General features: G+C 54.6%; 22 protein-coding genes, 2 tRNA genes and 2 other RNA genes. 14 read left to right on the plus strand and 12 right to left on the minus strand.

The features are described 5' to 3' along the window. The first annotated feature begins 162 nt into the window (after positions 1–162). Entirely contained in the window at positions 163–2,850 is a 2,688-nt protein-coding gene (adhE, locus tag AC6I7A_RS10230; RefSeq protein ID WP_058958170.1) for a bifunctional acetaldehyde-CoA/alcohol dehydrogenase, read from the plus strand. Positions 2,851–2,917: 67 nt separating this feature from the next. Here the strand turns inward: adhE and tdk are convergent, their stop codons facing one another. Continuing rightward, positions 2,918–3,538 (minus strand): thymidine kinase, encoded by a 621-nt coding sequence (gene tdk, locus AC6I7A_RS10235; RefSeq protein ID WP_009089905.1) that lies wholly within the window; start codon positions 3,536–3,538, stop codon positions 2,918–2,920. Positions 3,539–3,947: 409 nt separating this feature from the next. Between tdk and hns the strand changes: the two genes are divergently transcribed. Continuing rightward, positions 3,948–4,355, plus strand: coding sequence for a histone-like nucleoid-structuring protein H-NS (gene hns / locus AC6I7A_RS10240; protein ID WP_058958169.1), 408 nt, complete (start codon positions 3,948–3,950; stop codon positions 4,353–4,355). 75 nt (positions 4,356–4,430) lie between these two features. On the opposite strand, the gene AC6I7A_RS10245 is transcribed toward hns, so the two are convergent. The 5 genes from AC6I7A_RS10245 to rssA form a co-directional block, all read right to left on the minus strand. Beyond that, positions 4,431–5,438 (minus strand): NAD-dependent epimerase, encoded by a 1,008-nt coding sequence (locus tag AC6I7A_RS10245; RefSeq protein ID WP_058958168.1) that lies wholly within the window; start codon positions 5,436–5,438, stop codon positions 4,431–4,433. Positions 5,439–5,452: 14 nt separating this feature from the next. Then, on the minus strand, positions 5,453–6,793 hold the full coding sequence (locus tag AC6I7A_RS10250) for a UDP-glucose dehydrogenase family protein (RefSeq protein WP_046101926.1): 1,341 nt from the start codon (positions 6,791–6,793) through the stop codon (positions 5,453–5,455). Between the two features lie 22 nt (positions 6,794–6,815). Beyond that, positions 6,816–7,724 carry a UTP--glucose-1-phosphate uridylyltransferase GalU gene (gene galU / locus AC6I7A_RS10255; RefSeq protein ID WP_009089901.1) on the minus strand — a complete coding sequence of 303 codons (909 nt, stop codon included), beginning with the start codon at positions 7,722–7,724 and terminating at the stop codon, positions 6,816–6,818. A gap of 193 nt (positions 7,725–7,917) precedes the next feature. Continuing rightward, positions 7,918–8,934, minus strand: a complete 1,017-nt coding sequence (rssB, locus tag AC6I7A_RS10260) for a two-component system response regulator RssB (RefSeq protein WP_009089900.1) — start codon at positions 8,932–8,934, stop codon at positions 7,918–7,920. A 98-nt stretch (positions 8,935–9,032) separates the two neighbouring features. Beyond that, on the minus strand, positions 9,033–9,938 hold the full coding sequence (gene rssA / locus AC6I7A_RS10265) for a patatin-like phospholipase RssA (RefSeq protein WP_009089899.1): 906 nt from the start codon (positions 9,936–9,938) through the stop codon (positions 9,033–9,035). A gap of 96 nt (positions 9,939–10,034) precedes the next feature. Here rssA and AC6I7A_RS10270 point away from each other — a divergent pair, with 96 nt between their 5' ends. The 7 genes from AC6I7A_RS10270 to xthA all read left to right on the plus strand — a co-directional run bounded on the left by AC6I7A_RS10270 (position 10,035) and on the right by xthA (position 13,079). Then, a complete protein-coding gene (locus AC6I7A_RS10270; RefSeq protein ID WP_072215524.1) occupies positions 10,035–10,490 on the plus strand; it encodes a YchJ family protein in 456 nt (151 codons plus the stop codon). 56 nt (positions 10,491–10,546) lie between these two features. Beyond that, the gene (gene purU, locus AC6I7A_RS10275; RefSeq protein ID WP_009089897.1) at positions 10,547–11,395 is read left to right on the plus strand and encodes a formyltetrahydrofolate deformylase; all 849 of its coding nucleotides are present in this window, start codon (positions 10,547–10,549) and stop codon (positions 11,393–11,395) included. 144 nt (positions 11,396–11,539) lie between these two features. Next, positions 11,540–11,624: transfer RNA gene (locus AC6I7A_RS10280), tRNA-Tyr, on the plus strand. 37 nt (positions 11,625–11,661) lie between these two features. Continuing rightward, a tRNA-Tyr gene (locus AC6I7A_RS10285) sits at positions 11,662–11,746 on the plus strand. Positions 11,747–11,787: 41 nt separating this feature from the next. After that, a non-coding RNA gene (locus tag AC6I7A_RS10290) (RtT sRNA) lies at positions 11,788–11,915 on the plus strand. A 41-nt stretch (positions 11,916–11,956) separates the two neighbouring features. After that, positions 11,957–12,084, plus strand: a non-coding RNA gene (locus tag AC6I7A_RS10295) — RtT sRNA. Positions 12,085–12,272: 188 nt separating this feature from the next. Continuing rightward, positions 12,273–13,079, plus strand: coding sequence for an exodeoxyribonuclease III (xthA, locus tag AC6I7A_RS10300; protein ID WP_058957284.1), 807 nt, complete (start codon positions 12,273–12,275; stop codon positions 13,077–13,079). Positions 13,080–13,112: 33 nt separating this feature from the next. Here the strand turns inward: xthA and AC6I7A_RS10305 are convergent, their stop codons facing one another. From AC6I7A_RS10305 to AC6I7A_RS10315, 3 genes are all read right to left on the minus strand, one after another. Continuing rightward, entirely contained in the window at positions 13,113–13,421 is a 309-nt protein-coding gene (locus tag AC6I7A_RS10305) for a YnjH family protein (protein WP_009089895.1), read from the minus strand. Next, on the minus strand, positions 13,418–15,334 hold the full coding sequence (locus AC6I7A_RS10310; RefSeq protein WP_058957285.1) for a DNA topoisomerase III: 1,917 nt from the start codon (positions 15,332–15,334) through the stop codon (positions 13,418–13,420). Before AC6I7A_RS10310 ends, AC6I7A_RS10305 begins: the two co-directional genes overlap by 4 nt. Positions 15,335–15,522: 188 nt before the next feature. Beyond that, entirely contained in the window at positions 15,523–16,074 is a 552-nt protein-coding gene (locus AC6I7A_RS10315; protein WP_058957286.1) for an NAD(P)H nitroreductase, read from the minus strand. A 173-nt stretch (positions 16,075–16,247) separates the two neighbouring features. On the opposite strand from AC6I7A_RS10315, the gene sppA reads away from it, so the two are divergent. The 3 genes from sppA to pncA all read left to right on the plus strand — a co-directional run bounded on the left by sppA (position 16,248) and on the right by pncA (position 19,835). Next, positions 16,248–18,110, plus strand: coding sequence for a signal peptide peptidase SppA (sppA, locus tag AC6I7A_RS10320; protein WP_058957287.1), 1,863 nt, complete (start codon positions 16,248–16,250; stop codon positions 18,108–18,110). An 85-nt stretch (positions 18,111–18,195) separates the two neighbouring features. After that, positions 18,196–19,209, plus strand: a complete 1,014-nt coding sequence (gene ansA / locus AC6I7A_RS10325; protein ID WP_009089890.1) for an asparaginase — start codon at positions 18,196–18,198, stop codon at positions 19,207–19,209. Between the two features lie 17 nt (positions 19,210–19,226). Then, positions 19,227–19,835, plus strand: a complete 609-nt coding sequence (pncA, locus tag AC6I7A_RS10330; protein ID WP_058957288.1) for a bifunctional nicotinamidase/pyrazinamidase — start codon at positions 19,227–19,229, stop codon at positions 19,833–19,835. 28 nt (positions 19,836–19,863) lie between these two features. On the opposite strand, the gene AC6I7A_RS10335 is transcribed toward pncA, so the two are convergent. Continuing rightward, a complete protein-coding gene (locus tag AC6I7A_RS10335; RefSeq protein WP_009089887.1) occupies positions 19,864–20,145 on the minus strand; it encodes a YeaC family protein in 282 nt (93 codons plus the stop codon). A gap of 5 nt (positions 20,146–20,150) precedes the next feature. Next, positions 20,151–20,561, minus strand: coding sequence for a peptide-methionine (R)-S-oxide reductase MsrB (msrB, locus tag AC6I7A_RS10340; protein WP_046101932.1), 411 nt, complete (start codon positions 20,559–20,561; stop codon positions 20,151–20,153). A 341-nt stretch (positions 20,562–20,902) separates the two neighbouring features. Here msrB and gapA point away from each other — a divergent pair, with 341 nt between their 5' ends. Together gapA and AC6I7A_RS10350 are read left to right on the plus strand one after the other, a co-directional pair. Next, positions 20,903–21,901 carry a glyceraldehyde-3-phosphate dehydrogenase gene (gene gapA, locus AC6I7A_RS10345; protein ID WP_046101933.1) on the plus strand — a complete coding sequence of 333 codons (999 nt, stop codon included), beginning with the start codon at positions 20,903–20,905 and terminating at the stop codon, positions 21,899–21,901. Positions 21,902–21,975: 74 nt separating this feature from the next. After that, positions 21,976–22,875 (plus strand): D-hexose-6-phosphate mutarotase, encoded by a 900-nt coding sequence (locus tag AC6I7A_RS10350; protein WP_046101934.1) that lies wholly within the window; start codon positions 21,976–21,978, stop codon positions 22,873–22,875. Here AC6I7A_RS10350 and AC6I7A_RS10355 read toward each other — a convergent pair. Next, entirely contained in the window at positions 22,872–23,723 is an 852-nt protein-coding gene (locus tag AC6I7A_RS10355; protein WP_058957290.1) for an aldo/keto reductase, read from the minus strand. The two genes, AC6I7A_RS10350 and AC6I7A_RS10355, sit on opposite strands and share 4 nt — an antisense overlap. Positions 23,724–23,764: the final 41 nt, after the last annotated feature.

The raw sequence follows: 23,764 nt of genomic DNA on the forward strand, positions 1-23,764 counted from the left end.
AGCAGTCTCAATGAAAATCTGACGGACTGCCTGACAAGACTCTTTTAGTAAACAGTTGAAAATCCATGCATTCCGGGCCGATCGGACGGGTTATGACAGCGTGACTATACTCAGGGCGCAGGATTGTTTACTAAAAAAGTTTAACTTCCTCAGGAGAACACCATGGCCGTTACGAATGTCGCTGAACTCAATGCACTGGTTGAACGTGTAAAAAAAGCCCAGCGTGAATATGCCAATTTTTCTCAACAGCAGGTCGACGCCATTTTCCGTGCCGCCGCCCTCGCCGCCGCAGACGCTCGTATTCCTCTCGCCAGAATGGCCGTTGCCGAATCCGGCATGGGCATTGTCGAAGACAAAGTCATTAAAAATCATTTTGCGTCAGAATATATCTACAACGCCTATAAAGATGAAAAGACCTGCGGTGTGTTAGCCACCGATGACACCTTCGGCACCATCACTATCGCCGAACCTATTGGTCTGATTTGCGGTATTGTGCCGACGACTAACCCCACCTCTACCGCCATCTTTAAAGCGTTAATCAGCCTGAAAACCCGCAACGGTATTATCTTCTCGCCACACCCCCGTGCCAAAGATGCTACCAACAAAGCGGCGGACATCGTGCTGCAGGCTGCCATTGCAGCCGGTGCGCCAAAAGATATTATCGGCTGGATCGATGCCCCCTCCGTTGAACTGTCAAACCAGCTGATGCACCACCCTGACATTAACCTGATCCTCGCCACTGGCGGTCCGGGCATGGTGAAAGCGGCCTACAGCTCCGGTAAACCCGCCATCGGCGTCGGTGCCGGTAATACGCCAGTGGTGATTGATGAAACCGCCGACCTGAAACGGGCCGTCGCCTCGATTCTGATGTCCAAGACCTTTGATAACGGGGTGATCTGCGCGTCGGAACAGTCGGTCATCGTGGTTGATGCGGTCTACAACGCAGTGCGTGAGCGTTTTGCCAGCCACGGCGGTTACCTGCTGCAGGGCGCGGAGCTGAGCGCGGTACAGAATATCATTCTGAAAAACGGCGGTCTGAATGCCGCCATCGTCGGCCAGCCCGCGTTCAAAATTGCGGAGATGGCAGGCATCAGCGTGCCACCCAGCACCAAAATCCTGATTGGCGAAGTGAAGCTGGTGGACGAATCTGAACCCTTTGCCCATGAAAAACTTTCGCCAACCCTCGCAATGTACCGGGCGAAAGATTTCAACGACGCGGTAGATAAAGCAGAAAAACTGGTCGCCATGGGCGGTATCGGCCACACCTCGTGCCTCTATACCGACCAGGATAACCAGACCGAACGTGTGCACTACTTTGGCGACAGGATGAAAACCGCGCGTATTCTGATCAATACGCCCGCTTCTCAGGGCGGTATCGGGGACCTCTACAACTTCAAACTGGCCCCCTCTCTGACGCTGGGTTGTGGTTCCTGGGGCGGCAACTCGATTTCAGAGAACGTCGGTCCGAAACACCTTATCAACACCAAAACTGTCGCCAAGCGAGCTGAGAATATGTTGTGGCATAAACTTCCTAAATCTATCTACTTCCGTCGCGGTTCCCTGCCCATTGCGCTGGAAGAGGTGGCAACGGACGGCGCGAAACGGGCCTTTATCGTGACTGACCGCTTCCTGTTCAATAACGGTTATGCCGATCAGGTCACCCGCGTTCTGAAATCACACGGTATTGAAACGGAAGTCTTCTTTGAAGTGGAAGCCGATCCGACGCTGAGCATTGTGCGTAAAGGTGCCGAGCAGATGAACAGCTTTAAACCGGACGTGATCATCGCGCTGGGTGGCGGCTCCCCGATGGACGCAGCGAAAATCATGTGGGTGATGTATGAACATCCGGAAACCCACTTTGAAGAGCTGGCACTGCGCTTCATGGATATCCGTAAACGTATCTACAAGTTCCCGAAAATGGGCGTCAAGGCGCGCATGGTGGCCATCACCACCACATCCGGCACCGGTTCAGAAGTGACACCGTTTGCCGTCGTCACCGATGATGCGACAGGCCAGAAATATCCTCTCGCTGACTATGCGCTGACCCCGGATATGGCGATTGTCGATGCTAACCTGGTGATGGAAATGCCCCGCTCACTCTGCGCCTTCGGCGGCCTGGATGCGGTTACCCATGCGCTGGAAGCCTATGTGTCTGTGCTGGCGAATGAATACTCAGACGGCCAGGCACTGCAGGCACTGAAACTGCTGAAAGAGAACCTGCCCGCCAGCTACGCGGAAGGTGCCAGAAATCCGGTGGCGCGCGAACGTGTTCACAATGCGGCCACTATCGCCGGTATCGCCTTTGCTAACGCCTTCCTTGGGGTCTGTCACTCCATGGCGCATAAGCTGGGTTCAGAGTTTCATATTCCGCACGGTCTGGCTAACGCCCTGTTAATCTCGAACGTCATCCGCTACAACGCAAATGACAACCCGACCAAGCAGACCGCGTTCAGCCAGTATGACCGCCCACAGGCGCGCCGTCGCTACGCGGAAGTTGCTGACCACCTGGGCCTGAGCGCCCCTGGCGACCGCACCGCGCAGAAAATTGAGAAGCTGCTGGCCTGGCTGGATGAGATCAAAACCGAGCTTGGCATTCCGACCTCTATCCGCGAAGCTGGCGTGCAGGAAGCGGACTTCCTGGCCAAAGTCGATAAGCTGGCCGATGATGCGTTTGATGACCAGTGTACCGGCGCAAACCCACGCTATCCGCTGATTGCCGAGCTGAAACAGATTATGCTCGACACCTACTACGGCCGTGAGTTTGTCGAACCTTTCTCAAGCGTTGCCGAAGCGGTCGCTGAACAGCCGGTAAAAGAAGTTAAAGCGGAGAAGAAAGCGAAGAAAGTCTGATAGTACCGTTCTGATAACCTGATAAAAAAACCCGCCGCGGCGGGTTTTTTACTGGCTGAAAAACGTGTCAGATGACGGGCGTATGTGCGCCGTGAATCGCCTGCAGCGAGCCCTGCTCTATGGCCTGTTTATAGTGCTTACGGCAGACCGAGATGTAGCGTTCATTCCCCCCGATGACTACCTGCTCACCTTCACTGAAAGGCTTCCCTTCGCTGTCCAGTCGCAGCACCATGCTGGCCTTGCGGCCACAGTGACAGATGGTTTTGAGTTCGACCAGCTTATCGGCCCACGCCAGCAGATACTGACTGCCAACAAAGAGTTCGCCGCGAAAATCGGTACGCAGGCCATAGCAGAGCACCGGAATATCAAGATCGTCGACCACATCAGAGAGCGCTTTGACCTGCTCACGGGTGAGAAACTGGCTCTCATCGACCAGCACGCAGTGAATAGGCTGTGCGGCATGTTCCGCCGCAATGTCGCTGAACAGCGCGGTATCGGCATTATAGAGCAAGGCTGGTGACGAGAGTCCGATACGTGAGCTTACCTGACCGGCACCAAAACGGTTGTCGATTTCGGCAGTGTAGACCAGCGAGCGCATGCCCCGCTCCTGATAGTTATAGGAGGATTGTAACAGTGCGGTCGATTTCCCTGCGTTCATTGCAGAGTAATAGAAATAGAGTTGGGCCATAGGAGCGTATCTTCATCAGGACTGAACAGAATGGTGCGCATATTATCACAAAGCACAGCCCATGCATTGCTGCTGAGAGAGGGAGAATGCCTGACAGATAGCCGGAATTTTCATCAGGAACCGTTTCCAGTGCCGATGGGCTCTGTCGCAGAGTGAAATAGGTTTTTCTTATTTTAACCGCAATAAAAGAGATGACATTATTCGCAGCAACTTAAATACATTAAATTTATTTCATAACGACAGAGGGGAGATTATTTCTTCCGGGCATCGCTTTGATTTTTTATGATGAACATTATTTTTTAATTTTCATTTTATTCGCTGAAGAAATACGTTTGTGATTGAAGTTATTTAATGTCACCACTACTATTAGCGGGCAACACAACTTCTCCCTTATTCAGAGACCAGGACAATGAGCGAAGCACTAAAAGTTCTTAATAATATTCGTACGCTGCGCGCCCAGGCCAGAGAGTATTCCATTGAAACACTGGAAGAGATGCTGGAAAAACTGGACGTAGTGGTAAAAGAACGTCGCGAAGAAGAGTCGCATTTCCAGGCTGAAAATGAAGAGCGCGCGCGCAAGCTGAATCAGTATCGTGAAATGCTGCTGGCTGATGGTATTGACCCTTCTGAGCTGGTCAGCATGCTGACTGATACCCGCGCGACAGCAAAAAGCAAACGTTCGGTGCGTCCGGCTAAATATGGTTATACCGATGAAAAAGGTGAGTCAAAGACCTGGACCGGTCAGGGCCGCACGCCAGCCATAATTAAAAAAGCGCTGGAAGAAGAGGGTAAAAAGCTGGACGATTTTTTACTGTAACGGCGCGTTATTTTGCTGCCCGACGGGCAGCCTGAGGTGGAATAAAAAAAAGGAAGCGTACGCTTCCTTTTTTATTCAGACGCGATAGAAATCACGATACCAGTCAACGAAGCGCTTTACGCCCTCCTCCACACTGGTCTGAGGTTTAAAACCAATCGCCTTAAACAGGGCTTCGGTGTCGGCACTGGTTTCCAGCACATCACCGGGCTGCATCGGCATCAGATTTTTCTTCGCGGTCATCCCCAGTGCTTTCTCAATCGCCTCAATATAGCTCATCAGCGTTACCGGCTGACTGTTACCGATATTATAAACACGATACGGTGCTGAACTGGTTGCTGGCGATCCCGATTCAACCGTCCAGTGATCGTCCTGCTGCGGAATGACATCCTGCAGACGCACAATCGCTTCAGCAATGTCATCAATATAGGTAAAGTCGCGCTTCATCTGGCCCTGGTTATAGACATCAATCGCCTCACCGGCAATCATTGCGCGGGTGAATTTAAAGAGTGCCATATCCGGACGGCCCCACGGGCCATAGACGGTGAAGAAGCGTAATCCAGTGGTCGGCAGCTGATAAAGGTGCGAGTAAGTATGAGACATTAACTCATTCGCTTTCTTCGTCGCTGCATATAAAGAGACAGGATGATCCACACTGTCGTCCGTTGAGAACGGCATCTTACGATTCAGGCCATAAACGGAACTCGACGACGCGTAGAGCAGATGTTCAATTTTATGATGACGGCAGCCTTCAAGAATATTGAGGTGACCTGTCAGATTGGAGTCTGCATAAGCATGGGGATTTTCGATGGAGTAGCGGACGCCAGCCTGCGCGCCAAGATGAATAACGCGCTGAAAATTATACTGCCCGAACAGTGACGCTATCGCGTCACGGTCGGCCAGATCCCGCTCGATAAAAGTAAAGTCAGGTTCAGCATTAATTAAATCGAGACGGGCACGCTTGAGATTTACGTCGTAATAATCATTCAGGTTGTCGATACCGACAACCTGGTGACCGGCGGCCAGCAGACGCTGACTGACATGAAAACCAATAAAGCCTGCGGCGCCGGTGACCAGAAAGTTCATAAATCCCTCGTTAATTATGCAGTTTGAATAGACGCTCCGCGGCCGATTGCATAATAAACGAAACCGCGTTTGCTGATACGCTCTGGATCATACAGGTTACGACCATCAAAAATCACGGCTTCTTTCAGCGCATTTTTGATAACGTCGAAGTCTGGTGCACGGAAGTTCTGCCACTCCGTACAGATGACCAGACCGTCTGCGCCCTGCAGTGCCGCTTCTTTGGTTCCCATCAGCTTAAGATCGCTACGGTGACCATAGATACGCTGCGCTTCATCCATTGCTTCCGGGTCAAACGCCTGAACAGACGCGCCTGCTTCCCACAGCGTTTCCATCAGCACACGGCTGGAGGCTTCACGCATGTCGTCAGTGTTCGGCTTAAATGACAGGCCCCAGAGAGCAAACGTCTTACCCTTCAGATCGTCGCCAAAATGGCGTTTGATGAAGGTTGGCAGCTTGTTTTTCTGGTTGTCATTGACATCTTCCACAGCCTGCAACAGACGTGGCTGATAGCCAATAGACTCCGCTGTACGGATTAACGCCTGCACATCTTTCGGGAAGCAGGAGCCACCGTAGCCACAGCCAGGATAGATGAAGTGGTAGCCGATACGGGGATCGGAACCGATGCCCTGGCGTACTTTTTCAATATCCGCGCCTAAACGTTCAGCCAGGTTGGACATCTCATTCATGAAGCTGATTTTGGTCGCCAGCATGCAGTTTGCTGCATACTTGGTCAGCTCTGCGCTGCGGATATCCATCATGATCATGCGATCGTGGTTGCGGTTAAACGGCTCATAAAGCTCGCGTAACAGCTCGACCACGTCATCGTTGTCGGTACCGACAACGATGCGCTCAGGACGCATGCAGTCATTCACTGCCGCACCTTCTTTCAGGAATTCCGGGTTCGACACCACATCAAAGGTGATGTTGGCGTCACGCGATTTCAGCGTTTCCGCCATCACCGCACGAACTTTGTCTGCTGTGCCAACCGGTACGGTTGATTTGTCGATAACCACTTTGTGATCGTTCATATGCTGCGCAATGGTGCGCGCTACGGCGGTCACATATTTCAGATCGGCAGAGCCGTCTTCATCCGGTGGTGTACCTACTGCAATAAACTGCATAACACCATGGTTTACGCCCTGTGCAGCATCAGTGCTGAACTTCAGACGACCCGCTTCGTAATTGGACATTACCAGCGGGGTTAAACCTGGTTCGAAAATAGGAATGATGCCTTTTTTCAGATTTTCGACTTTGTTTGCGTCGACATCAATGCAGAGAACGTCATGTCCGACTTCGGCTAACACCGCAGCCTGAACCAGACCGACATAGCCGATACCAAATACAGTGACTTTCATCGAGTTATCCTGTGTTTATAAATTACTTTTTGTTGCCAACTGCGCTATCGAGCCATTCAGAGAAATCTTTGCCCAATACCGGATGACGAACACCGTACTCAACGAAAGCCTGCATGTAGCCCAGTTTGTTACCACAGTCATGGCTTACGCCTTTCAGGTGATAAGCTTCAACGGTCTCTTTTTCCATCAGCATGGCGATAGAGTCGGTCAGCTGAACTTCGCCGCCCGCACCCGGAGGCGTCTTCGCCAGCAGAGGCCAGATGTCTGCAGACAGAACATAACGACCTACGACCGCCAGGTTAGATGGCGCTTCGGTCGCTTTTGGTTTCTCAACCACACCCACCATTGGTGCGCTGTCGCCTGGGTTCAGTTCTGCGCCCTGGCAATCGACAACACCGTAAGCGGTTACATCGGCAACCGGCTCAACCATAATCTGGCTGCGGCCTGACTCTTCATAACGGGTCAGCATCTCGGCCAGGTTATCTTTGGTTGGGTTAGATTCATATTCGTCGATGATGACGTCTGGCAGGATAACGGCAAACGGCTCGTTACCGATCAGTGGGTGTGCACACATCACTGCGTGGCCCAGGCCTTTCGCGATACCCTGACGAACCTGCATGATGGTCACGTGTGGCGGGCAGATTGACTGGATTTCATCCAGCAGCTGACGCTTAACACGTTTTTCCAGCATAGATTCCAGTTCGAAGCTGGTATCAAAATGGTTTTCGATGGCATTTTTAGATGAATGCGTAACCAGCACAATCTCGTTGATGCCTGCAGCGATACACTCGTTAACGACATACTGGATTAACGGCTTATCAACCAGCGGTAACATCTCTTTTGGAATCGCTTTGGTGGCCGGGAGCATACGCGTACCCAAACCCGCGACCGGGATTACCGCTTTTTTTACTTTGGTATTATTGGCAGACATTAAGTTACCTCTCTCATAGGCCGTTCAAGTTAATACTTGATATGTCGGTTTAAAATCGAAAATGAGTATATCAGTTAGTATCGAACGGATTTATCCTGGAAGGCATCAATCCGTCGAAATTAAGACTATTACCCAACTGTAAAGCTAAGTTCTGGCCCTGTCCTCAGCGCCAGAATCTTTCCATTTTTGCCGTTTATTCTTCTGCTGACAGCATCAGCCGAATGCGACCACCCGCGCCCCAGACGTGGCACTGCCAGTTGTCTGCGCGTTGACTGATTTGATTGAGGTGGGTGCTACCCATAGTGCCAAGGGGAACACCATTACTAAGCTGAATCTGATGGGTATCAACGTGAAGCGTGGCATTTAATCCGGCCGAGACCAGGATCAAATTTTTCAGACCCCGATGATAGTAGCCCACCAGCAGAGGGAACTGGCCGCTGAGGTTCGCCTGGCGCAGCAGCAGATTGACCTGTCTGAGCAGCCCGTTAAGTTCCGGCAGACGCTGTTTTTGCCCGGAGAGCTGCTCCTGAAGCAGGCCGTTAAACAGCGCACGCAGCAGCAGAGCGGCCAGCACGCCATTATCACCCGCACGGGTGACGTCCAGACAGTAGAAGGCCAGGTCCTTTTCAGAGAGCGCCGCAATGTCGAGCACCAGGCCCGGCTGTTCGGCCATCGTCAGCTGACGATAGTTGACCCGGCAGTTGGCGACGGTCTGTTGCACCGGCGGCTGGAGTTGTTTGAGCAGTTTGGCAGCCGCTTTCGGGTCGCGGACCAGGGCATCCCAGTCCTGAAACAGCTGCTCATCCTCTTCCACCTTTGAGGTGAACATTGAGGGATAGAGACATTCATAGACCGCTTCGCGGAATCGTTCCAGATTTTTCAGTGGCTTAAGCAGCACATCCTGCACGCCAAGGCGCAGCACATGTGCGATGTCAGACATATTTTCTGTCGCTGAGATAATCAAAATCGGCACAACGTTACCGCGGGTACGAATGTGCTCAACAAACTGAATGCCGCTCATACGGGGCATTTCGAGATCGCTGATGATCAGGTCGACAGTATGCTGTTGTAGTTGTGCAATTGCTTCCAGTCCATCTTCCGCTTTTAACGTTACAGCACCCATCGATAACAAAAATTGGTCCAGCAACGAACGGAAAACAGCCTCATCTTCGACAATGAGTATCTTTTTGCCGAGTAGTGGTTTTTCCATTCTTTCCCCCTGCCTGCCAGATAATTCAATAGTGGTTCATAAAACGCAGTTGCGCCTTCAGAATTGCGTAAAGTCACCGTTTTGAATGAACAACCTGATTATCTGCCACGGACCAGTGGTAACAGTTCATCCATTTTCTTTTCCACGGCGGCCCTGCCTGCCTCAATGGCCTCTTCAGCCCGATGAAAGTCCAGCGTTGAAATCTGCGGACAGACCGGCTGTATTAAAACATCGGGTGGATCGCCTGCCATACGGTTGCGCTTCAGGCGATTTTCCAGCACCTGGATAGAGGTTGACATAATCTCCATCGCACCCGGTGACTGAGACGCACGGCGCTGGGTGAAACTCACCAGTCGCTGACGCAGCTTTCCACCCCAACTCAATGCCGCTGCAGCGGCTTCTTCTTCACTATTTTTAGGCGTAACGGAAAACAGATCCTGCTGCATTAAATGCGCGTCATGCTGCAGGTCAACCGCAATCACAATGTCTGCACCCAGCGCGCGGGTCAGTGAGATCGGCACCGGATTGACGACGGCACCATCCACCAGCCAATACCCATTGTAGCCCACCGGCGGTAATAAACCTGGCATACTGCAGGAAGCGCGAACCGCCTGATGCAGATCACCCTCCGTCAGCCAGAGCTCCCGCCCCGTGCTGAGATTGGTGGCCACCACGCCGAAAGGTTTACTGCACTGCTCTATCGCATCATTGGGGATCAGCTGACGCACATGGTTAAAGACCCGCTCACCGCGCAGCAGTCCGCCCCGTTGCCAGGAGACATCCATCAGCCGGATCACATCCCAGTAGCGAAACGCACTGACCCACTTTTCCATCAGCGGCAGCCGGTTATTCACATAGGCTGACCCGACTAGCGCGCCGACAGAGCAACCCGCCACGACGTCGATCCCGATACCCGCACGCTCCAGTGCGTTGATCACGCCAATGTGCGCCCATCCTTTCGCTGCGCCGGCCCCCAGCGCCAATCCTATTTTTACCTTTCTCATTTGTATCTGGTCCTGCCGTCAATACGTAGCGTCACAGCGTGGGGTCAGCTAACATAGCGCGCTTATGAAACCGACTCATCATTTTCGGGAGCTAATGTGTCAGAAACCTGCCCATGTTGTAGCGGACAGCAGTATAGCGTATGTTGCGAGCCCTTTCTGCAGGGTAACCAGATTCCTGTTACGGCTGAACAACTTATGCGCTCCCGCTATTGTGCCTATGTTAAGCACAATGCCGAATATCTGGTCGCGACCTGGCATCCTGACAAACGTCATCCGGAGATGTCAGGGCTTTTATCTGAAAGTTTTTCCGGTACCGAGTGGCTTAGTCTGAATGTAACCCGTTGTAATCATGGAAGCCATGATAATGAAGCGTTCGTGACTTTTTTTGCGCGATACCGCGAGAAAACGAACATTCATGCCATTCATGAGTGTTCCCGCTTTCTTCGCGAGGATCAACGCTGGTACTATGTTGACGGTTCCGTGCCGCCCGTTGGGCGCAACGATCGTTGCCCGTGCGGCAGTGATAAGAAATACAAAAAATGTTGTGGTTGAGCTGAAGGCTGAGCCCGCAGTTTAACCCCTAATGCTTTGACAGGACTCTGATTGAGATGCAAGCGCAAACCATGCAAAGAAAAGTTTTACGAACCATTTGTCCCGATGCAAAAGGTCTGATCGCCAAAATCACCAATATTTGTTACAAGCACGAACTCAATATCGTGCAGAACAATGAGTTTGTTGATCATCGCACCGGGCGTTTTTTCATGCGTACCGAGCTGGAAGGCATCTTCAACGACAACACCCTGCTGGCCGATCTCGACAGCGCCCTGCCCCAGGGGTCAGTGCGTGAACTGCACAGCGCCGGCCGCCGTCGCGTGGTGATTCTGGTCACCAAAGAGGCGCACTGCCTGGGCGACCTGTTAATGAAGAGCGCGTTTGGCGGTCTGGATATGGAGATTGCCGCGGTCATTGGTAACCATGACACGCTGCGTTCGCTGGTTGAGCGGTTTGATATTCCCTTCGTTCTGGTGAGTCACGAGGGACTGACGCGGGAAGAGCACGATAACCGCATGGTGGAAGAGATTGACCGCTATCAGCCCGATTATGTGGTGCTGGCGAAATATATGCGCGTCCTGACCCCTGCCTTTGTGCAGCGCTTCCCGAACCAGATTATTAACATTCACCACTCTTTCCTGCCTGCCTTTATCGGTGCCCGGCCTTATCATCAGGCCTACGAGCGTGGCGTGAAAATCATTGGTGCCACCGCGCACTACGTGAATGACAATCTCGATGAAGGCCCGATCATCATGCAGGATGTGATTAATGTCGATCACAGCTATACCGCTGACGAGATGATGCGTGCAGGTCGTGACGTCGAAAAAAACGTGCTGAGCAACGCCCTCTATAAAGTGCTGGGGCAGCGAGTCTTCGTTTATGGCAACCGTACGATTATTCTTTAATCAGCCAGCGCGCTGAATTGACTGTGGATTCAGCGCTACGCGTAAAAAGTGGGCAAACAGTTCCTGTTTTGCCAGTGGGCGCTTTACACCCTTATCGCATTTGGTATGATGCGCCCCGCTTTGAGAGTGAAAGATTCAGGCCATGGTGGGATTCCCGAGCGGCCAAAGGGAGCAGACTGTAAATCTGCCGTCACAGACTTCGAAGGTTCGAATCCTTCTCCCACCACCATCTGAATCTGAATACGCCTCAAGCCAGCATTATCCCCGGTGGGATTCCCGAGCGGCCAAAGGGAGCAGACTGTAAATCTGCCGTCACAGACTTCGAAGGTTCGAATCCTTCTCCCACCACCATCCTGCATTCAGCACATTTCCCCCAAATCGATGCATCAGCTTCCTGTTCTGCGGGGAGAGGGATGAGAACCTTCGACTAAGGTTCGGGTCGAGCATCGCGAGACAACGCGCTTCAGCGCGGCCCGCAGGGTGAGGCGCAACGCGCCGAATCATCCTTCTCCCACCACCATCCTGCATTCAGCACACTTTCCCCAAATCGATACATCAGCTTCCTGTTCTGCGGGGAGAGGGATGAGAACCTTCGACTAAGGTTCGGGTCGAGCATCTCGAGACAACGCGCTTCAGCGCGGCCCGCAGGGTGAGGCGCAACGCGCCGAATCATCCTTCTCCCACCACCATCCTGCATTCAGCACACTTTCCCCAAATCGATACATCAGCTTCCTGTTCTGCGGGGAGAGGGATGAGAACTCCCTGCTAACAGAGCACCTACACGTTTTCAAACGTTCTGCCCCCTCTTCTGCCATGACTTTTTCAGTAAAAATCGCTACCATCACCGCCTCTCATTTTCTGAACCATGGTTGACCTCATGAAATTTGTTTCATTCAACATCAATGGGTTGCGCGCCCGCCCTCATCAGCTTCAGGCGCTGGTTGAACAGCATCAGCCCGATGTCATTGGCTTACAGGAAACCAAAGTCCATGACGAAATGTTCCCGCTGGAAGAGGTCGCAAAGCTGGGTTATCACGTTTTCTATCACGGTCAGAAAGGCCACTACGGCGTGGCACTGCTCACCAGAATGCAGCCGGTTTCAGTGAGCCGGGGCTTTCCGGGAGAGGATGAAGAGGCACAGCGCCGGTTGATCATGGCGGAAATTCCCAGCCCGATCGGCGACATCACGGTCATTAATGGCTATTTCCCGCAGGGTGAAAGCCGCGACCATCCCACCAAGTTTCCGGCAAAAGAGAAGTTCTATCGCGACCTGCAGCGTCTGCTGACCGAAGATCTGCCTGCCGATAAACCGGTTCTGATCATGGGTGACATGAACATCAGCAGCACCGATCGGGATATTGGAATTGGCGAGGATAGCCGCAAGCGCTGGCTGAGAACCGGTAAATGCTCCTTCCTGCCGGAAGAGCGCGAGTGGATGGATCGGCTGCTGGGCTGGGGCCTGGTTGATACCTGGCGTGAACATAACCCGGAGGTCGCCGATCGCTTCTCCTGGTTTGATTACCGTTCAAAAGGTTTCGATGATAATCGCGGCCTGCGCATCGATCTGGTGCTGGCAAGCAAAAATCTGGCAGCACACTGCGTTGAGACCGGCATTGATTATGAGATCCGTGGCATGGAGAAGCCCTCTGATCACGCTCCCATCTGGTCGCTGTTTCGCTTTTAACTGATGGTCGCGTGGCAGAGCGCCACGCGACACTTATTTCACGATCTTCCAGATCAGGTTGTTGGTGCCGATGGAGTGTTCATCCCGGGCGCACTGCAGCAGCACCCCTTCCGACTTCACCACCGCGCCTTCACTGTAGTTACGGTTTTCAAAAATACAGCAGCGCAGGCAGTCTGGCTGACGTCGCTCTGCCTGCGTCCAGGCTTCCGGCGGCATATCCACTACCACATCGGTGTTCACACCGTTATTGCCGGGTGGCATCGACTGATAGCGACCGTTGGCCTGAACTGCGCTGGTTGCCAGCGACAGGGCCAGCACCATCAATACTGAGTAACGCCTCATTCCGTCTCCTTCACTTTACGTCTGGTTTTGCGCACCGGACGCTTCTGTCCGGTGGAGGGTAATCCCCGAAAGGCATGCGCCGCAGGCTGCTGTCGCGCCTGGTGGATCAGACCGGTTAAGGTCTGGACCAGCGGTTGCATAAATTCCTCATAACGACAGGCCTTTTCGCTGATACGGGTCAGTGTCGACTCCCACTGCGCCGTCATATCCGGGCGGGCAGCCAGATCGGGCAACGAGTGAATCAGGGCGCGTCCGGCCTCGGTCGCGTTGATGTATCGCCCTTTCTTCACCAGGAAACCACGACGAAACAGCAGTTCAATAATGCCAGCCCGCGTCGCTTCCGTTCCTAAACCATCGGTCGCACGCAGCACTTTCTTTAATTCTTTATCCTGAACGAACCGGGCAATGCCGGTCATCGCAGAGAGAAGCGTGGCATCGGTGAACGGACGCGGCGGCTGGGTTTGCTTCGCCAGCACCTCGCCGCGCTCGCACAACAGCGAATCCCCTTTCGCCACCACCGGCAGCGGCATGCCGTCATTCTCCTCGTCACGCTCTTTGCTGCCCAGCAGTGCACGCCAGCCCGCCTCCGCCAGGAAACGCGCTTTCGCAACAAATTTTCCCCCGGCAATTTCGAGGTCGATGACGCACTTACGGAACACCGCATCCGGGCAGAACTGCATCAGATACTGGCGCGCCACCAGCTCATAAATATGCTGCTCGTTTTCCGTAAGCTTTACCGTGCCGGCGCGGGCCGTCGGAATAATGGCGTGGTGGGCGTCCACCTTTTTATCATCCCAGCAGCGGTTGCGCCGATCCGCATCGAAATCAGCGGGCGGGGTCAACAGTGACTGATGCGCCTGAATCGCCTTAAGTACTGCATGACGCCCGGCAAAATGCTCTTCGGGCAGGTAGCGGCTGTCCGAACGGGGATAGGTAATCAGCTTGTGGGTTTCATACAGCCGCTGACAGGTATCCAGTACCGTCTGCGCACTCAGCCCGTAACGTTTTGCCGCCTCAATCTGCAGGCTGGAGAGGGAGAATGGCAGTGGTGCCCCCTCATTTTCCCGTTTATCGCTGTAGGCCGTGACCGTCGCTGGCTGACCGGTAATCCGGGCCACCACATGATCTGCCAGGGCGCGTCTGAGCAGACGGCCCTCTTCATCCTGCCACGGCTCACAGGCTTCGCTGGGGATCCAGCTGGCCACAAACCGGGTGCCATCAGGCGTGACGATGTGGGCTTTAACTTCGAAATACTCTTTCGGCAGGAAGTTTTCAATCTCTTCATCGCGCCGCACCACCAGCCCGAGCACCGGGGTCTGCACCCGGCCAACCGACAGCACGCCATCATAGCCTGCATTTCGCCCCAGCAGTGTCCAGGCGCGGGTCATGTTAATGCCATAGAGCCAGTCTGCCCGGGCGCGAGCCAGCGCCGAAACACACAGCGGAATAAATTCGCGATTCTCACGCAGACGGTTGACCGCCCGATCCACCGCCTGCGGGTTAAGATCGTTGATCAGGCAGCGCTGCACTTTGCTGCGTTTTTCCGCGGGCAGTTTCAGATAGTCGAGCACTTCATCGACCAGCAGCTGACCTTCGCGATCCGGGTCACCGGCATGCACCACTTCTGTCGCCTGCGCCAGTAGTCCCTCGACCACCTTCAGCTGTTTCGCGACCGACGGGCGCGGTTGCAGCTGCCATTTTTCGGGAATAATCGGCAGGTCCGCCAGCGACCAGCGTGCATAGCGGCTGTCATATGTGTCAGGCTGCGCCTGCTCCAGCAGGTGCCCTACGCACCAGGTAACAATCTGATCGTTGCCGCAGGCAATAAATCCATCACCCCGTCGATGCGGTTTCGGCAGTACATCGGCAATCGCACGTCCCAGGCTCGGTTTTTCCGCAATAAACAAACGCATTGAATCAGCTATTCCTTAACATCAGGGAAACGGAGAGTAACCGGCTCGGCTGTCGGTGTAAATTCAGGGCTATGTTAGCCTGGCAGGCCTGCTGGCGTAAGCATGACGCGCAGTGTTAGCGATCGTTCGCACAGGAACCGTGCAAAAAGCAGGGCTCAGAACGCCCTGCTGCCAGCGGATAAAGAGGATCAGAAATAACGCACGAAAGGCGTGGTGTCAGGCGGGAGAACCGTGGTGCCCGATTTCAGTTGTGGCGTGCCCAGATAGAGGAAGCCGACAATGGCATCCTGCTCCCGGCAGCCAAATGCCTGCCGCACCTGCTCGTCATCGGTCCAGGGACCGCTGCGCCAGATGCCGTTGTAACCCTGCGCGACGGCGGCCATCTGCATTGCCATGACCGCACAGCTGGCTGAGGCAATCTGCTCCCAGCGCGGCACTTTATGATGCTCCTCGCAGTGGGCCACCACCGTGATGATCATCGGAGCGCGAAACGGCGACTGACTTGCTTTGTTAATCGCCTTTTCATCCAGCTGTTTTTCCCGTGCCGCCCGCTCCAGCAGCTGGCTCATCCGGTCGCGCCCCTCTTTTTCCACAATGACGAACCGCCAGGGTTGCAGGGTGCCATGATCCGGGGCGCGCATGCCCGCCCGCAGGATATTTTCAAGGATCTCACCCGCCGGGGCAGGTTCACTCAGGCGTGAGGCCGAACGACGATTTACCAGTAATTCAAGGGCGTCCATGTTTCTCTCCCGATCTCTGTATTGTTGCCTTCATCCTGGCACAGCCAGATTTTTTGTAACAGTGCGCGGTGATTTCCTGCTGACTTTTAACACGGCGCTCTTTAGGATGAGCTCGTCGGGGAAGCCGGGGCCGCGCGGCGGCCACTTCCTGCTACATATTTATGGAGAGTCTGATGCGCACATTGTGGCGAATAATCGCAGGTCTGTTCCGCTGGAGCTGGCGGGTATTAAATTTTATCAGGGAATTCATTCTGAATATTTTCCTGATTTTGTTGATTGTGGTGGGTGTAGGGATCTGGCTGCAGGTCAGTGGCTCAGGCAGCAGTTCAGCCCCCATTCAGCAGGGTGCACTGAAAGTCGATCTCAGCGGTGTGCTGGTCGATAAACCCTCAGTGAGCAACCGCCTCAGCAAAATTGGCCGTCAGTTACTGGGCGCCAGCAGCGACCGTTTGCAGGAAAACTCACTGTTTGATGTGGTCGATGCCATTCGCCAGGCGAAAGATGACAGCAACATCAAAGGGATGGTGCTCGATTTACGTGAGTTTGCGGGCGGCGATCAGCCGTCACTGCAATATGTGGGTAAAGCGCTGCGGGAATTTCGTGACAGCGGCAAGCCGATTTATGCTCTGGGCGACAGCTACAGCCAGGCGCAGTACTACCTTGCCAGCTACGCCACCAGAATCTATCTCTCACCGCAGGGCACCGTGGATCTGCACGGTTTAGCCACCAACGGGCTTTATTACAAAACCCTGCTGGAGAAGCTGAAAGTGACCTCGCACGTTTTCCGCGTCGGCACCTACAAATCGGCGGTCGAACCTTTCCTGCGTGATGATATGTCCCCTGCCGCCCGTGACGCAGACAGCCGCTGGATTGGTCAGCTGTGGCAGAACTACCTGAACACCGTGTCGGCGAATCGTCAGATTACGCCGGAACAGCTGTTCCCGGGTGCGGCGGCGATTATTGCCGGGTTGAATGCAGTCAAAGGTGACACCGCGCAATATGCGCTGGATAACAAGCTGGTCGATGTTCTGGACTCGCGCGCGGCGGCCGATCAGGAGCTGGTAAAAACCTTTGGTCTGGATAAGCAGACGAACGATTACCGCAGCGTCAGCATCTATGACTACAGCGTGAAGTCCGCCTCAGCACAGCAGGATGGCAACATCGCCGTGGTGCTGGCCAGCGGTGCCATCATGGATGGTGAAGAGACACCGGGCAACGTCGGTGGCGACACCACGGCGGCGCAGATCCGCGATGCGCGTCTCGATCCCAAAATCAAAGCGATTATTCTGCGGGTGAACAGCCCGGGTGGCAGCGTCACCGCCTCTGAAGCGATTCGCGAAGAGCTGGCGGCGGCGCAGGCAGCGGGCAAACCGATTGTGGTTTCGATGGGCGGTATGGCCGCATCCGGCGGCTACTGGATCTCAACGCCTGCCAGTTATATCGTGGCGAACCCCAGCACGCTCACCGGCTCGATTGGCATCTTCGGGGTCATCAATACCCTGGAAAACAGCCTGGACAGCATCGGGGTTCACACCGATGGTGTCGCAACCTCGCCGCTGGCGGATATTTCCACCACCAAGGCGCTGCCTGCTGAAGTGCAGCAGCTGATGCAGCTGACCATCGAAAATGGCTACCGCAACTTCGTTGGCCTGGTGGCGAAGTCCCGCCATAAAACGCCGGAACAGATCGATGCGATTGCTCAGGGCCACGTCTGGACCGGCAGCGATGCGAAAGCCAATGGTCTGGTGGATGCGCTGGGTGACTTTGACGATGCGGTGAAGAAAGCGGGTGAGCTGGCCAAAGTCAGCAAGCCGCAGCTAAGCTGGTATCAGGATGAGCCCGGCTTCCTGGATCTGATCCTGGGTCAGATGAATGCCTCAGTGCAGGCCGTGCTGCCTGCCACGCTTAAGGCCTGGCTGCCCGCCCCCATGCTGGATGTGATGAGTGCGATGAAAGCCCAGCCGGGTCTGCTGGACCATCTCAACGATCCGCAAAACCGTTACGCATTCTGCCTCAACTGCGGCGAAGTGCGATAAACCTCGCAGCCCGGCCGCTGGTCGGGCTGCTTTTCCCCGCTATTCCCCTTATACTGCGCGTTTTACGGCAAGTCTGAGTGTTTTCATGCAAAAGAAAAATATCTATGTAGCCTACACGGGCGGGACAATCGGTATGCAGCGTTCGGCGCAGGGCTATATTCCGGTTTCCGGCCACCTGCAACAACAGCTGGCAGACATGCCGGAGTTCCACCGCCCTGAAATGCCTGATTTCACGATTCACGAATATCAGCCGCTGATCGACTCCTCTGACATGACGCCGGAGGACTGGCAGTCTATCGCTGAAGATATCCGCCAGAACTACGATCGCTATGACGGCTTTGTGATCCTGCATGGTACAGACACCATGGCCTTCACCGCCTCCGCGCTCTCATTTATGCTGGAGAATCTGGCCAAGCCGGTTATCGTCACCGGCTCGCAGATTCCGCTAGCGGAATTACGCTCGGACGGTCAGCAGAATCTGCTGAACTCCCTTTATGTGGCGGCCAACTATCCGATTAGCGAAGTGTCGCTGTTTTTCAACAACACGCTCTATCGCGGTAACCGGACCACCAAGGCGCATGCCGATGGCTTTAACGCCTTTGCCTCGCCTAACCTTCCGGCGTTGCTGGAAGCGGGTATTCATATCCGCCGCCTCAACACGCCGCCGGCCCCTGCCGGTCAGGGTGAGCTGAAAGTTCACACCATTACCCCGCAGCCGATTGGCGTGGTCACTATCTATCCGGGTATCTCTGCGGATGTGGTGCGTAACTTCCTGCGTCAGCCGGTGAAAGCGCTGATCCTCCGCTCCTATGGCGTAGGTAATGCGCCACAGAACAAAGAGTTTCTGGCTGAACTGCAACAGGCCAGCGAACGTGGCATCGTCGTGGTGAACCTCACCCAGTGTATTTCAGGCAAGGTCAATATGGGCGGCTACGCCACCGGCAATGCGCTGGAACACGCGGGCGTGATCAGCGGATCGGATCTGACCGTGGAAGCGGCACTGACCAAACTACACTTTTTACTCAGCCAGGATCTCTCTGCCGATCAAATCCGCGCCCGGATGCAGCAGAATCTGCGCGGCGAACTGACCGAAGACTGACTACGGAGCGAATCAGAATGAAGCGGGCACTCATCATTATTGATATACAGAACGATTTTTGCCCCGGCGGCCCGATGGCAGTCCATGAGGGAGACCAGACGGTCGACGTGGCAAATCGCTATGCGCGAGCCTTTCGCGAGAACGGGGAATGCGTGCTGGCCCTGCAGGACTGGCATCCGGCCGACCATGGCAGTTTCGCCTCGGTCTCCGGTGAGCCGGTCTATACGCTGGGTGAGCTGAACGGTCTGGCACAGATCTGGTGGCCGGATCACGGCATACAGGGCTCGGCCGGTGCAGACTTTCACCCCGGCCTGGATCGTTCGCTGTTCGATGCAACCTTCCACAAGGGTCAGGACCAGGATGTCGACAGTTACAGCGCCTTTTTTGACAATGGTCATCGCCGTAAAACCGAGCTGGACAGCTGGCTGCGCGAGCGTGGCATCACTCATCTGGTGATGCTCGGGCTGGCGACCGACTACTGCGTTAAATACAGCGTGCTGGATGCACTGGAGCTGGGTTATCACGTTGAGGTGGTCAAAGAGGGCTGCCGCGGCGTGAATCTGAATCCTGAAGACAGCGAGATCGCCTTTGCGCAGATGACCGCGCAGGGCGCGGTTCTGATTTAAAACAGAGCTGGCAGGACGCCAGCTTTTTTTAGTGCAGATGAATACGGGTCACGTCCGATTCAATACCGAACTCTTCCTTCAGCTCTTTTTTTGACTTCATCACCATCTCCCCCCCTTTGCCGATGGTCATGTGCTGCGGCGCATCGTTGTGTCTCGCCTGCCACATCATGACCAGCTGCAGGCAGTTGTCACGCTGCTCCTGGGTCAGGGCCACGCCGTCCGGCCACTTACCGATCTCCACCGCCGTTGCCAGACGCTGATAGACTTCCGGCGTCATTGACGCCAGCATGGCTTCCAGTTGTTCCTTCATCGCCCTTACCCTCTGGTCTGTTCGCCCTGCTCATCGGTGAAATTCAGCGAGGCGGAGTTTACACAGTAGCGTTCGCCGGTAGGCTGCGGACCATCCGGGAAAACATGCCCGAGGTGCGCGTCACAGCTGCCGCAGCGGATCTCCACACGCTGCATACCGTGAGAGTTGTCTTCGATATAGCGAATCGCCTCATCACTGACCGGCTGATAGAAGCTAGGCCAGCCACAGCCTGAGTCATATTTGGTTTCTGACAGAAAAAGGGGCGCTTCACACACCAGACAGTGATAGATGCCCTCCTGCTTGTTGTGCAACAGGGCGCCGCTGTAAGGCGGTTCCGTTCCGCGATGCTGAGTAACGTAGCGCTGCATTTCAGTCAGCTGCGCAATTTTTGCTTCGGGTGCGGTCTCTTTAGCCATTTTAGGATTCCGGGCAGTGCCATTCTGAAAATTTCGTCTATTATTCTAACAAATGATCAACATAACCCGGGTCTTTTTTTGTGCTCACCCTTTCACTCTGCCCTTCGCAAAGCGGATTTGTGACTTCGATCACCTTTTATCCGGAGCATCCCTATATATTCGGCGATTGATTCAATGAAGCGCGATATCATTGGCGGCGCGCAAGCGGTTGCGCACCGAATAATTCCTCTCAGGCGAATTGATTTGTCGCAACAATTGACACGATTCCGCTTGACGCCTGGTAAGGTTTTTGTAATTTTACAGGCAACCTTTTATTCACTAACAAATAGCTGGTGGAATATATGACTATCAAAGTAGGTATCAACGGTTTCGGCCGTATCGGTCGCATCGTTTTCCGTGCTGCACAGAAGCGTTCTGACATCGAAATCGTTGCTATCAACGACCTGCTGGACGCGGATTACATGGCGTACATGCTGAAGTATGACTCTACTCACGGTCGTTTCGACGGCACCGTAGAGGTTCAGGATGGCGCACTGATCGTAAACGGTAAAAAAATCCGTGTTACTGCTGAGCGTGACCCGGCTAACCTGAAGTGGGATGAAGCAGGCGTTGACGTTGTTGCAGAAGCAACCGGTATCTTCCTGACCGACGAAACCGCACGCAAACACATCACCGCAGGTGCTAAGAAAGTCGTTCTGACCGGTCCATCTAAAGATGACACCCCAATGTTTGTTCGTGGTGCAAACTTCGACAAATATGAAGGCCAGGATATCGTTTCTAACGCATCCTGCACCACTAACTGCCTGGCTCCGCTGGCAAAAGTTATCAACGACAAGTTTGGTATCGTTGAAGGCCTGATGACCACCGTTCACGCGACCACTGCTACGCAGAAAACCGTTGATGGCCCGTCTCACAAAGACTGGCGCGGCGGCCGCGGCGCATCGCAGAACATCATCCCTTCATCAACCGGCGCAGCGAAAGCCGTTGGTAAAGTTCTGCCAGAGCTGAACGGCAAACTGACCGGTATGGCGTTCCGCGTTCCAACCCCTAACGTTTCCGTTGTTGACCTGACCGTGCGTCTGGAAAAAGCGGCATCTTACAAAGAAATCTGTGCTGCAATTAAAGCTGCTGCAGAAGGCGAGATGAAAGACGTTCTGGGCTACGTTGAAGATGACGTGGTTTCTACCGACTTCAACGGCGAAGTCCTGACTTCCGTGTTTGACGCTAAAGCGGGTATCGCGCTGAACGACAACTTTGTGAAACTGGTTTCCTGGTATGACAACGAAACTGGCTACTCAAACAAAGTTCTCGACCTGATTGCACTGGTTTCTGCTAAATAAGGCAGCCAGACATCATTGAGAATAAGGGCGACTTCGGTCGCCCTTTTTTTGATCCGCACAGGAAGGAATCGAACATGCAAGACAAACTGTTTTCTCTGCCGGTAGTCACGCAGATCTCCCCTTACCTCTCGCAGCGCCAGGTGGGTGAATTGCCGACCATTGTCGTCAGCCATCCTAAAGTCCGGGCGGCAATTACGCTGCAGGGCGCACATCTGATCGCCTGGCAACCCAGCGGTGAAAAGCCGGTGCTCTGGCTGAGTGATAAGAGCCTCTTCTCACCGGGTAAAGCCATTCGCGGCGGCGTGCCGATCTGCTGGCCCTGGTTTGGCCCCGCTGGTGAACCGGCACACGGTTTTGCCCGGGTTCAGCCGTGGAAGCTGACCGCGCATGACGAAAATGACGAGGGGGTGATGCTGACGCTGGTGCTGGAGAGCAATCCCCAGACGCTGAAACTCTGGCCACATGAGTTCACCCTGATTGCCCGCTTCCGTCTGGGTGAGCATTGCGAGATTGAGCTGGAAGCCTATGGTGATTATGAGGCCACGGCGGCGCTGCACAGCTACTTCAGCGTGAGCGATATCAGCGGTGTAGAGGTCTCCGGTCTCGGCAACAGCTATATCGATAAAGTGAACAACGGCGAGACCGGCAGCAGCGACGGCAGACAGCGTTATCCAGGCCGCATCGACCGCATCTTCACCGCGCCGGAAGATTGCTCGGTGATTCATGACACAGCGGGTCAGCGTCAGGTCGAGGTTTATCATCACCATCATAGTGACGTTGTCACCTGGAACCCCGGCGTAGAACTCTCCTGTAGCATGGCCGATATGGCGAATGAGGGTTATAAAACGATGGTCTGCGTGGAAACCGCGCGCATCAGTAAACCGCTGCGCAGTGCGGGCGAGAAACCGGCACGGCTGGCCACGACGTTCCGTCTGAAAAAGAAAGCCGCCGCCAGCGACAAGGCTATCGGCTAAACGATATCCAGCGGTAATTTATGCTGCGGTGCAGGCCAGGCGCGATCGATAAGCTGAAGCTCTTCGTCGGTCAGCACCACCTCCAGCGCCGCAGCATTCTCCTGCACGTGGGCCACAGAGCTGGCTTTAGGGATAGCGATCACGCCAGGCTGACGAATCACCCACGCCAGCAGAAGCTGCGCCACGCTGATGCCCTTCTGCTGTGCAATCTGAGTCAGCAGAGGATCGGTAAAGAGCGTATCCCGCAGCCGACCCGCCTGCGCCAGGGGACAGTAGGCCATCACCGGCACGCCACGCTGCTGACAGGCTGGCAACAGATCAAACTCAATACCGCGTGACGCCAGATGGTAGAGAACCTGATTGGTCGCACAGTGTTCCCCATTGGGTTCATCCCACAGTTCGGCCATGTCATCTGTATCGAAGTTTGACACCCCCCAGAAACGAATCTTGCCCTGCTGCTGCAGCGTTTCCATCACGCGCAGTGTCTCTTCCAGTGGAATATTTCCGCGCCAGTGCAGCAGGTAGAGGTCGAGGTAATCCGTCTGTAACCGGCGCAGACTGCGCTCGCAGGCTTCAATCGCATCCGAGTGACCTGCATTCCAGGGATAGACTTTGGAGACCAGCAGGGCCTGATCGCGGCGGCCGCGCAGCGCCTCACCGACGACCTCTTCTGCGCCGCCATCCGCATACATTTCGGCCGTATCGATCAGCCGTAACCCGCAGTCGAGTCCGGCCTGCAGGGCAGCGACTTCACGGGCACGCTGCGACGGATTTTCACCCATAAACCAGCTGCCCTGACCAATAACCGGCAGCGACGCATGGCCGGCAAACGTCATTCTGTTGCGCATTCTCTTCCCTTACCCCATTACGGGGCCCTGTAAAAGAACAG

Source organism: Type-F symbiont of Plautia stali, assembly GCF_059731105.1.

Coding starts and splice junctions, on each gene's coding strand:
- AC6I7A_RS10355 (WP_058957290.1), bottom strand. CDS start 23,723: ATGCGCAACAGAATGACGTTTGCCGGCCATGCGTCGCTGCCGGTTATT.
- msrB (WP_046101932.1), bottom strand. CDS start 20,561: ATGGCTAAAGAGACCGCACCCGAAGCAAAAATTGCGCAGCTGACTGAA.
- hns (WP_058958169.1), top strand. CDS start 3,948: ATGAGCGAAGCACTAAAAGTTCTTAATAATATTCGTACGCTGCGCGCC.
- gapA (WP_046101933.1), top strand. CDS start 20,903: ATGACTATCAAAGTAGGTATCAACGGTTTCGGCCGTATCGGTCGCATC.
- tdk (WP_009089905.1), bottom strand. CDS start 3,538: ATGGCCCAACTCTATTTCTATTACTCTGCAATGAACGCAGGGAAATCG.
- AC6I7A_RS10305 (WP_009089895.1), bottom strand. CDS start 13,421: ATGAGGCGTTACTCAGTATTGATGGTGCTGGCCCTGTCGCTGGCAACC.
- AC6I7A_RS10245 (WP_058958168.1), bottom strand. CDS start 5,438: ATGAACTTTCTGGTCACCGGCGCCGCAGGCTTTATTGGTTTTCATGTC.
- AC6I7A_RS10250 (WP_046101926.1), bottom strand. CDS start 6,793: ATGAAAGTCACTGTATTTGGTATCGGCTATGTCGGTCTGGTTCAGGCT.
- AC6I7A_RS10350 (WP_046101934.1), top strand. CDS start 21,976: ATGCAAGACAAACTGTTTTCTCTGCCGGTAGTCACGCAGATCTCCCCT.
- rssA (WP_009089899.1), bottom strand. CDS start 9,938: ATGAGAAAGGTAAAAATAGGATTGGCGCTGGGGGCCGGCGCAGCGAAA.
- purU (WP_009089897.1), top strand. CDS start 10,547: ATGCAAGCGCAAACCATGCAAAGAAAAGTTTTACGAACCATTTGTCCC.
- AC6I7A_RS10315 (WP_058957286.1), bottom strand. CDS start 16,074: ATGGACGCCCTTGAATTACTGGTAAATCGTCGTTCGGCCTCACGCCTG.
- sppA (WP_058957287.1), top strand. CDS start 16,248: ATGCGCACATTGTGGCGAATAATCGCAGGTCTGTTCCGCTGGAGCTGG.
- AC6I7A_RS10310 (WP_058957285.1), bottom strand. CDS start 15,334: ATGCGTTTGTTTATTGCGGAAAAACCGAGCCTGGGACGTGCGATTGCC.
- xthA (WP_058957284.1), top strand. CDS start 12,273: ATGAAATTTGTTTCATTCAACATCAATGGGTTGCGCGCCCGCCCTCAT.
- pncA (WP_058957288.1), top strand. CDS start 19,227: ATGAAGCGGGCACTCATCATTATTGATATACAGAACGATTTTTGCCCC.
- ansA (WP_009089890.1), top strand. CDS start 18,196: ATGCAAAAGAAAAATATCTATGTAGCCTACACGGGCGGGACAATCGGT.
- galU (WP_009089901.1), bottom strand. CDS start 7,724: ATGTCTGCCAATAATACCAAAGTAAAAAAAGCGGTAATCCCGGTCGCG.
- rssB (WP_009089900.1), bottom strand. CDS start 8,934: ATGGAAAAACCACTACTCGGCAAAAAGATACTCATTGTCGAAGATGAG.
- adhE (WP_058958170.1), top strand. CDS start 163: ATGGCCGTTACGAATGTCGCTGAACTCAATGCACTGGTTGAACGTGTA.
- AC6I7A_RS10335 (WP_009089887.1), bottom strand. CDS start 20,145: ATGAAGGAACAACTGGAAGCCATGCTGGCGTCAATGACGCCGGAAGTC.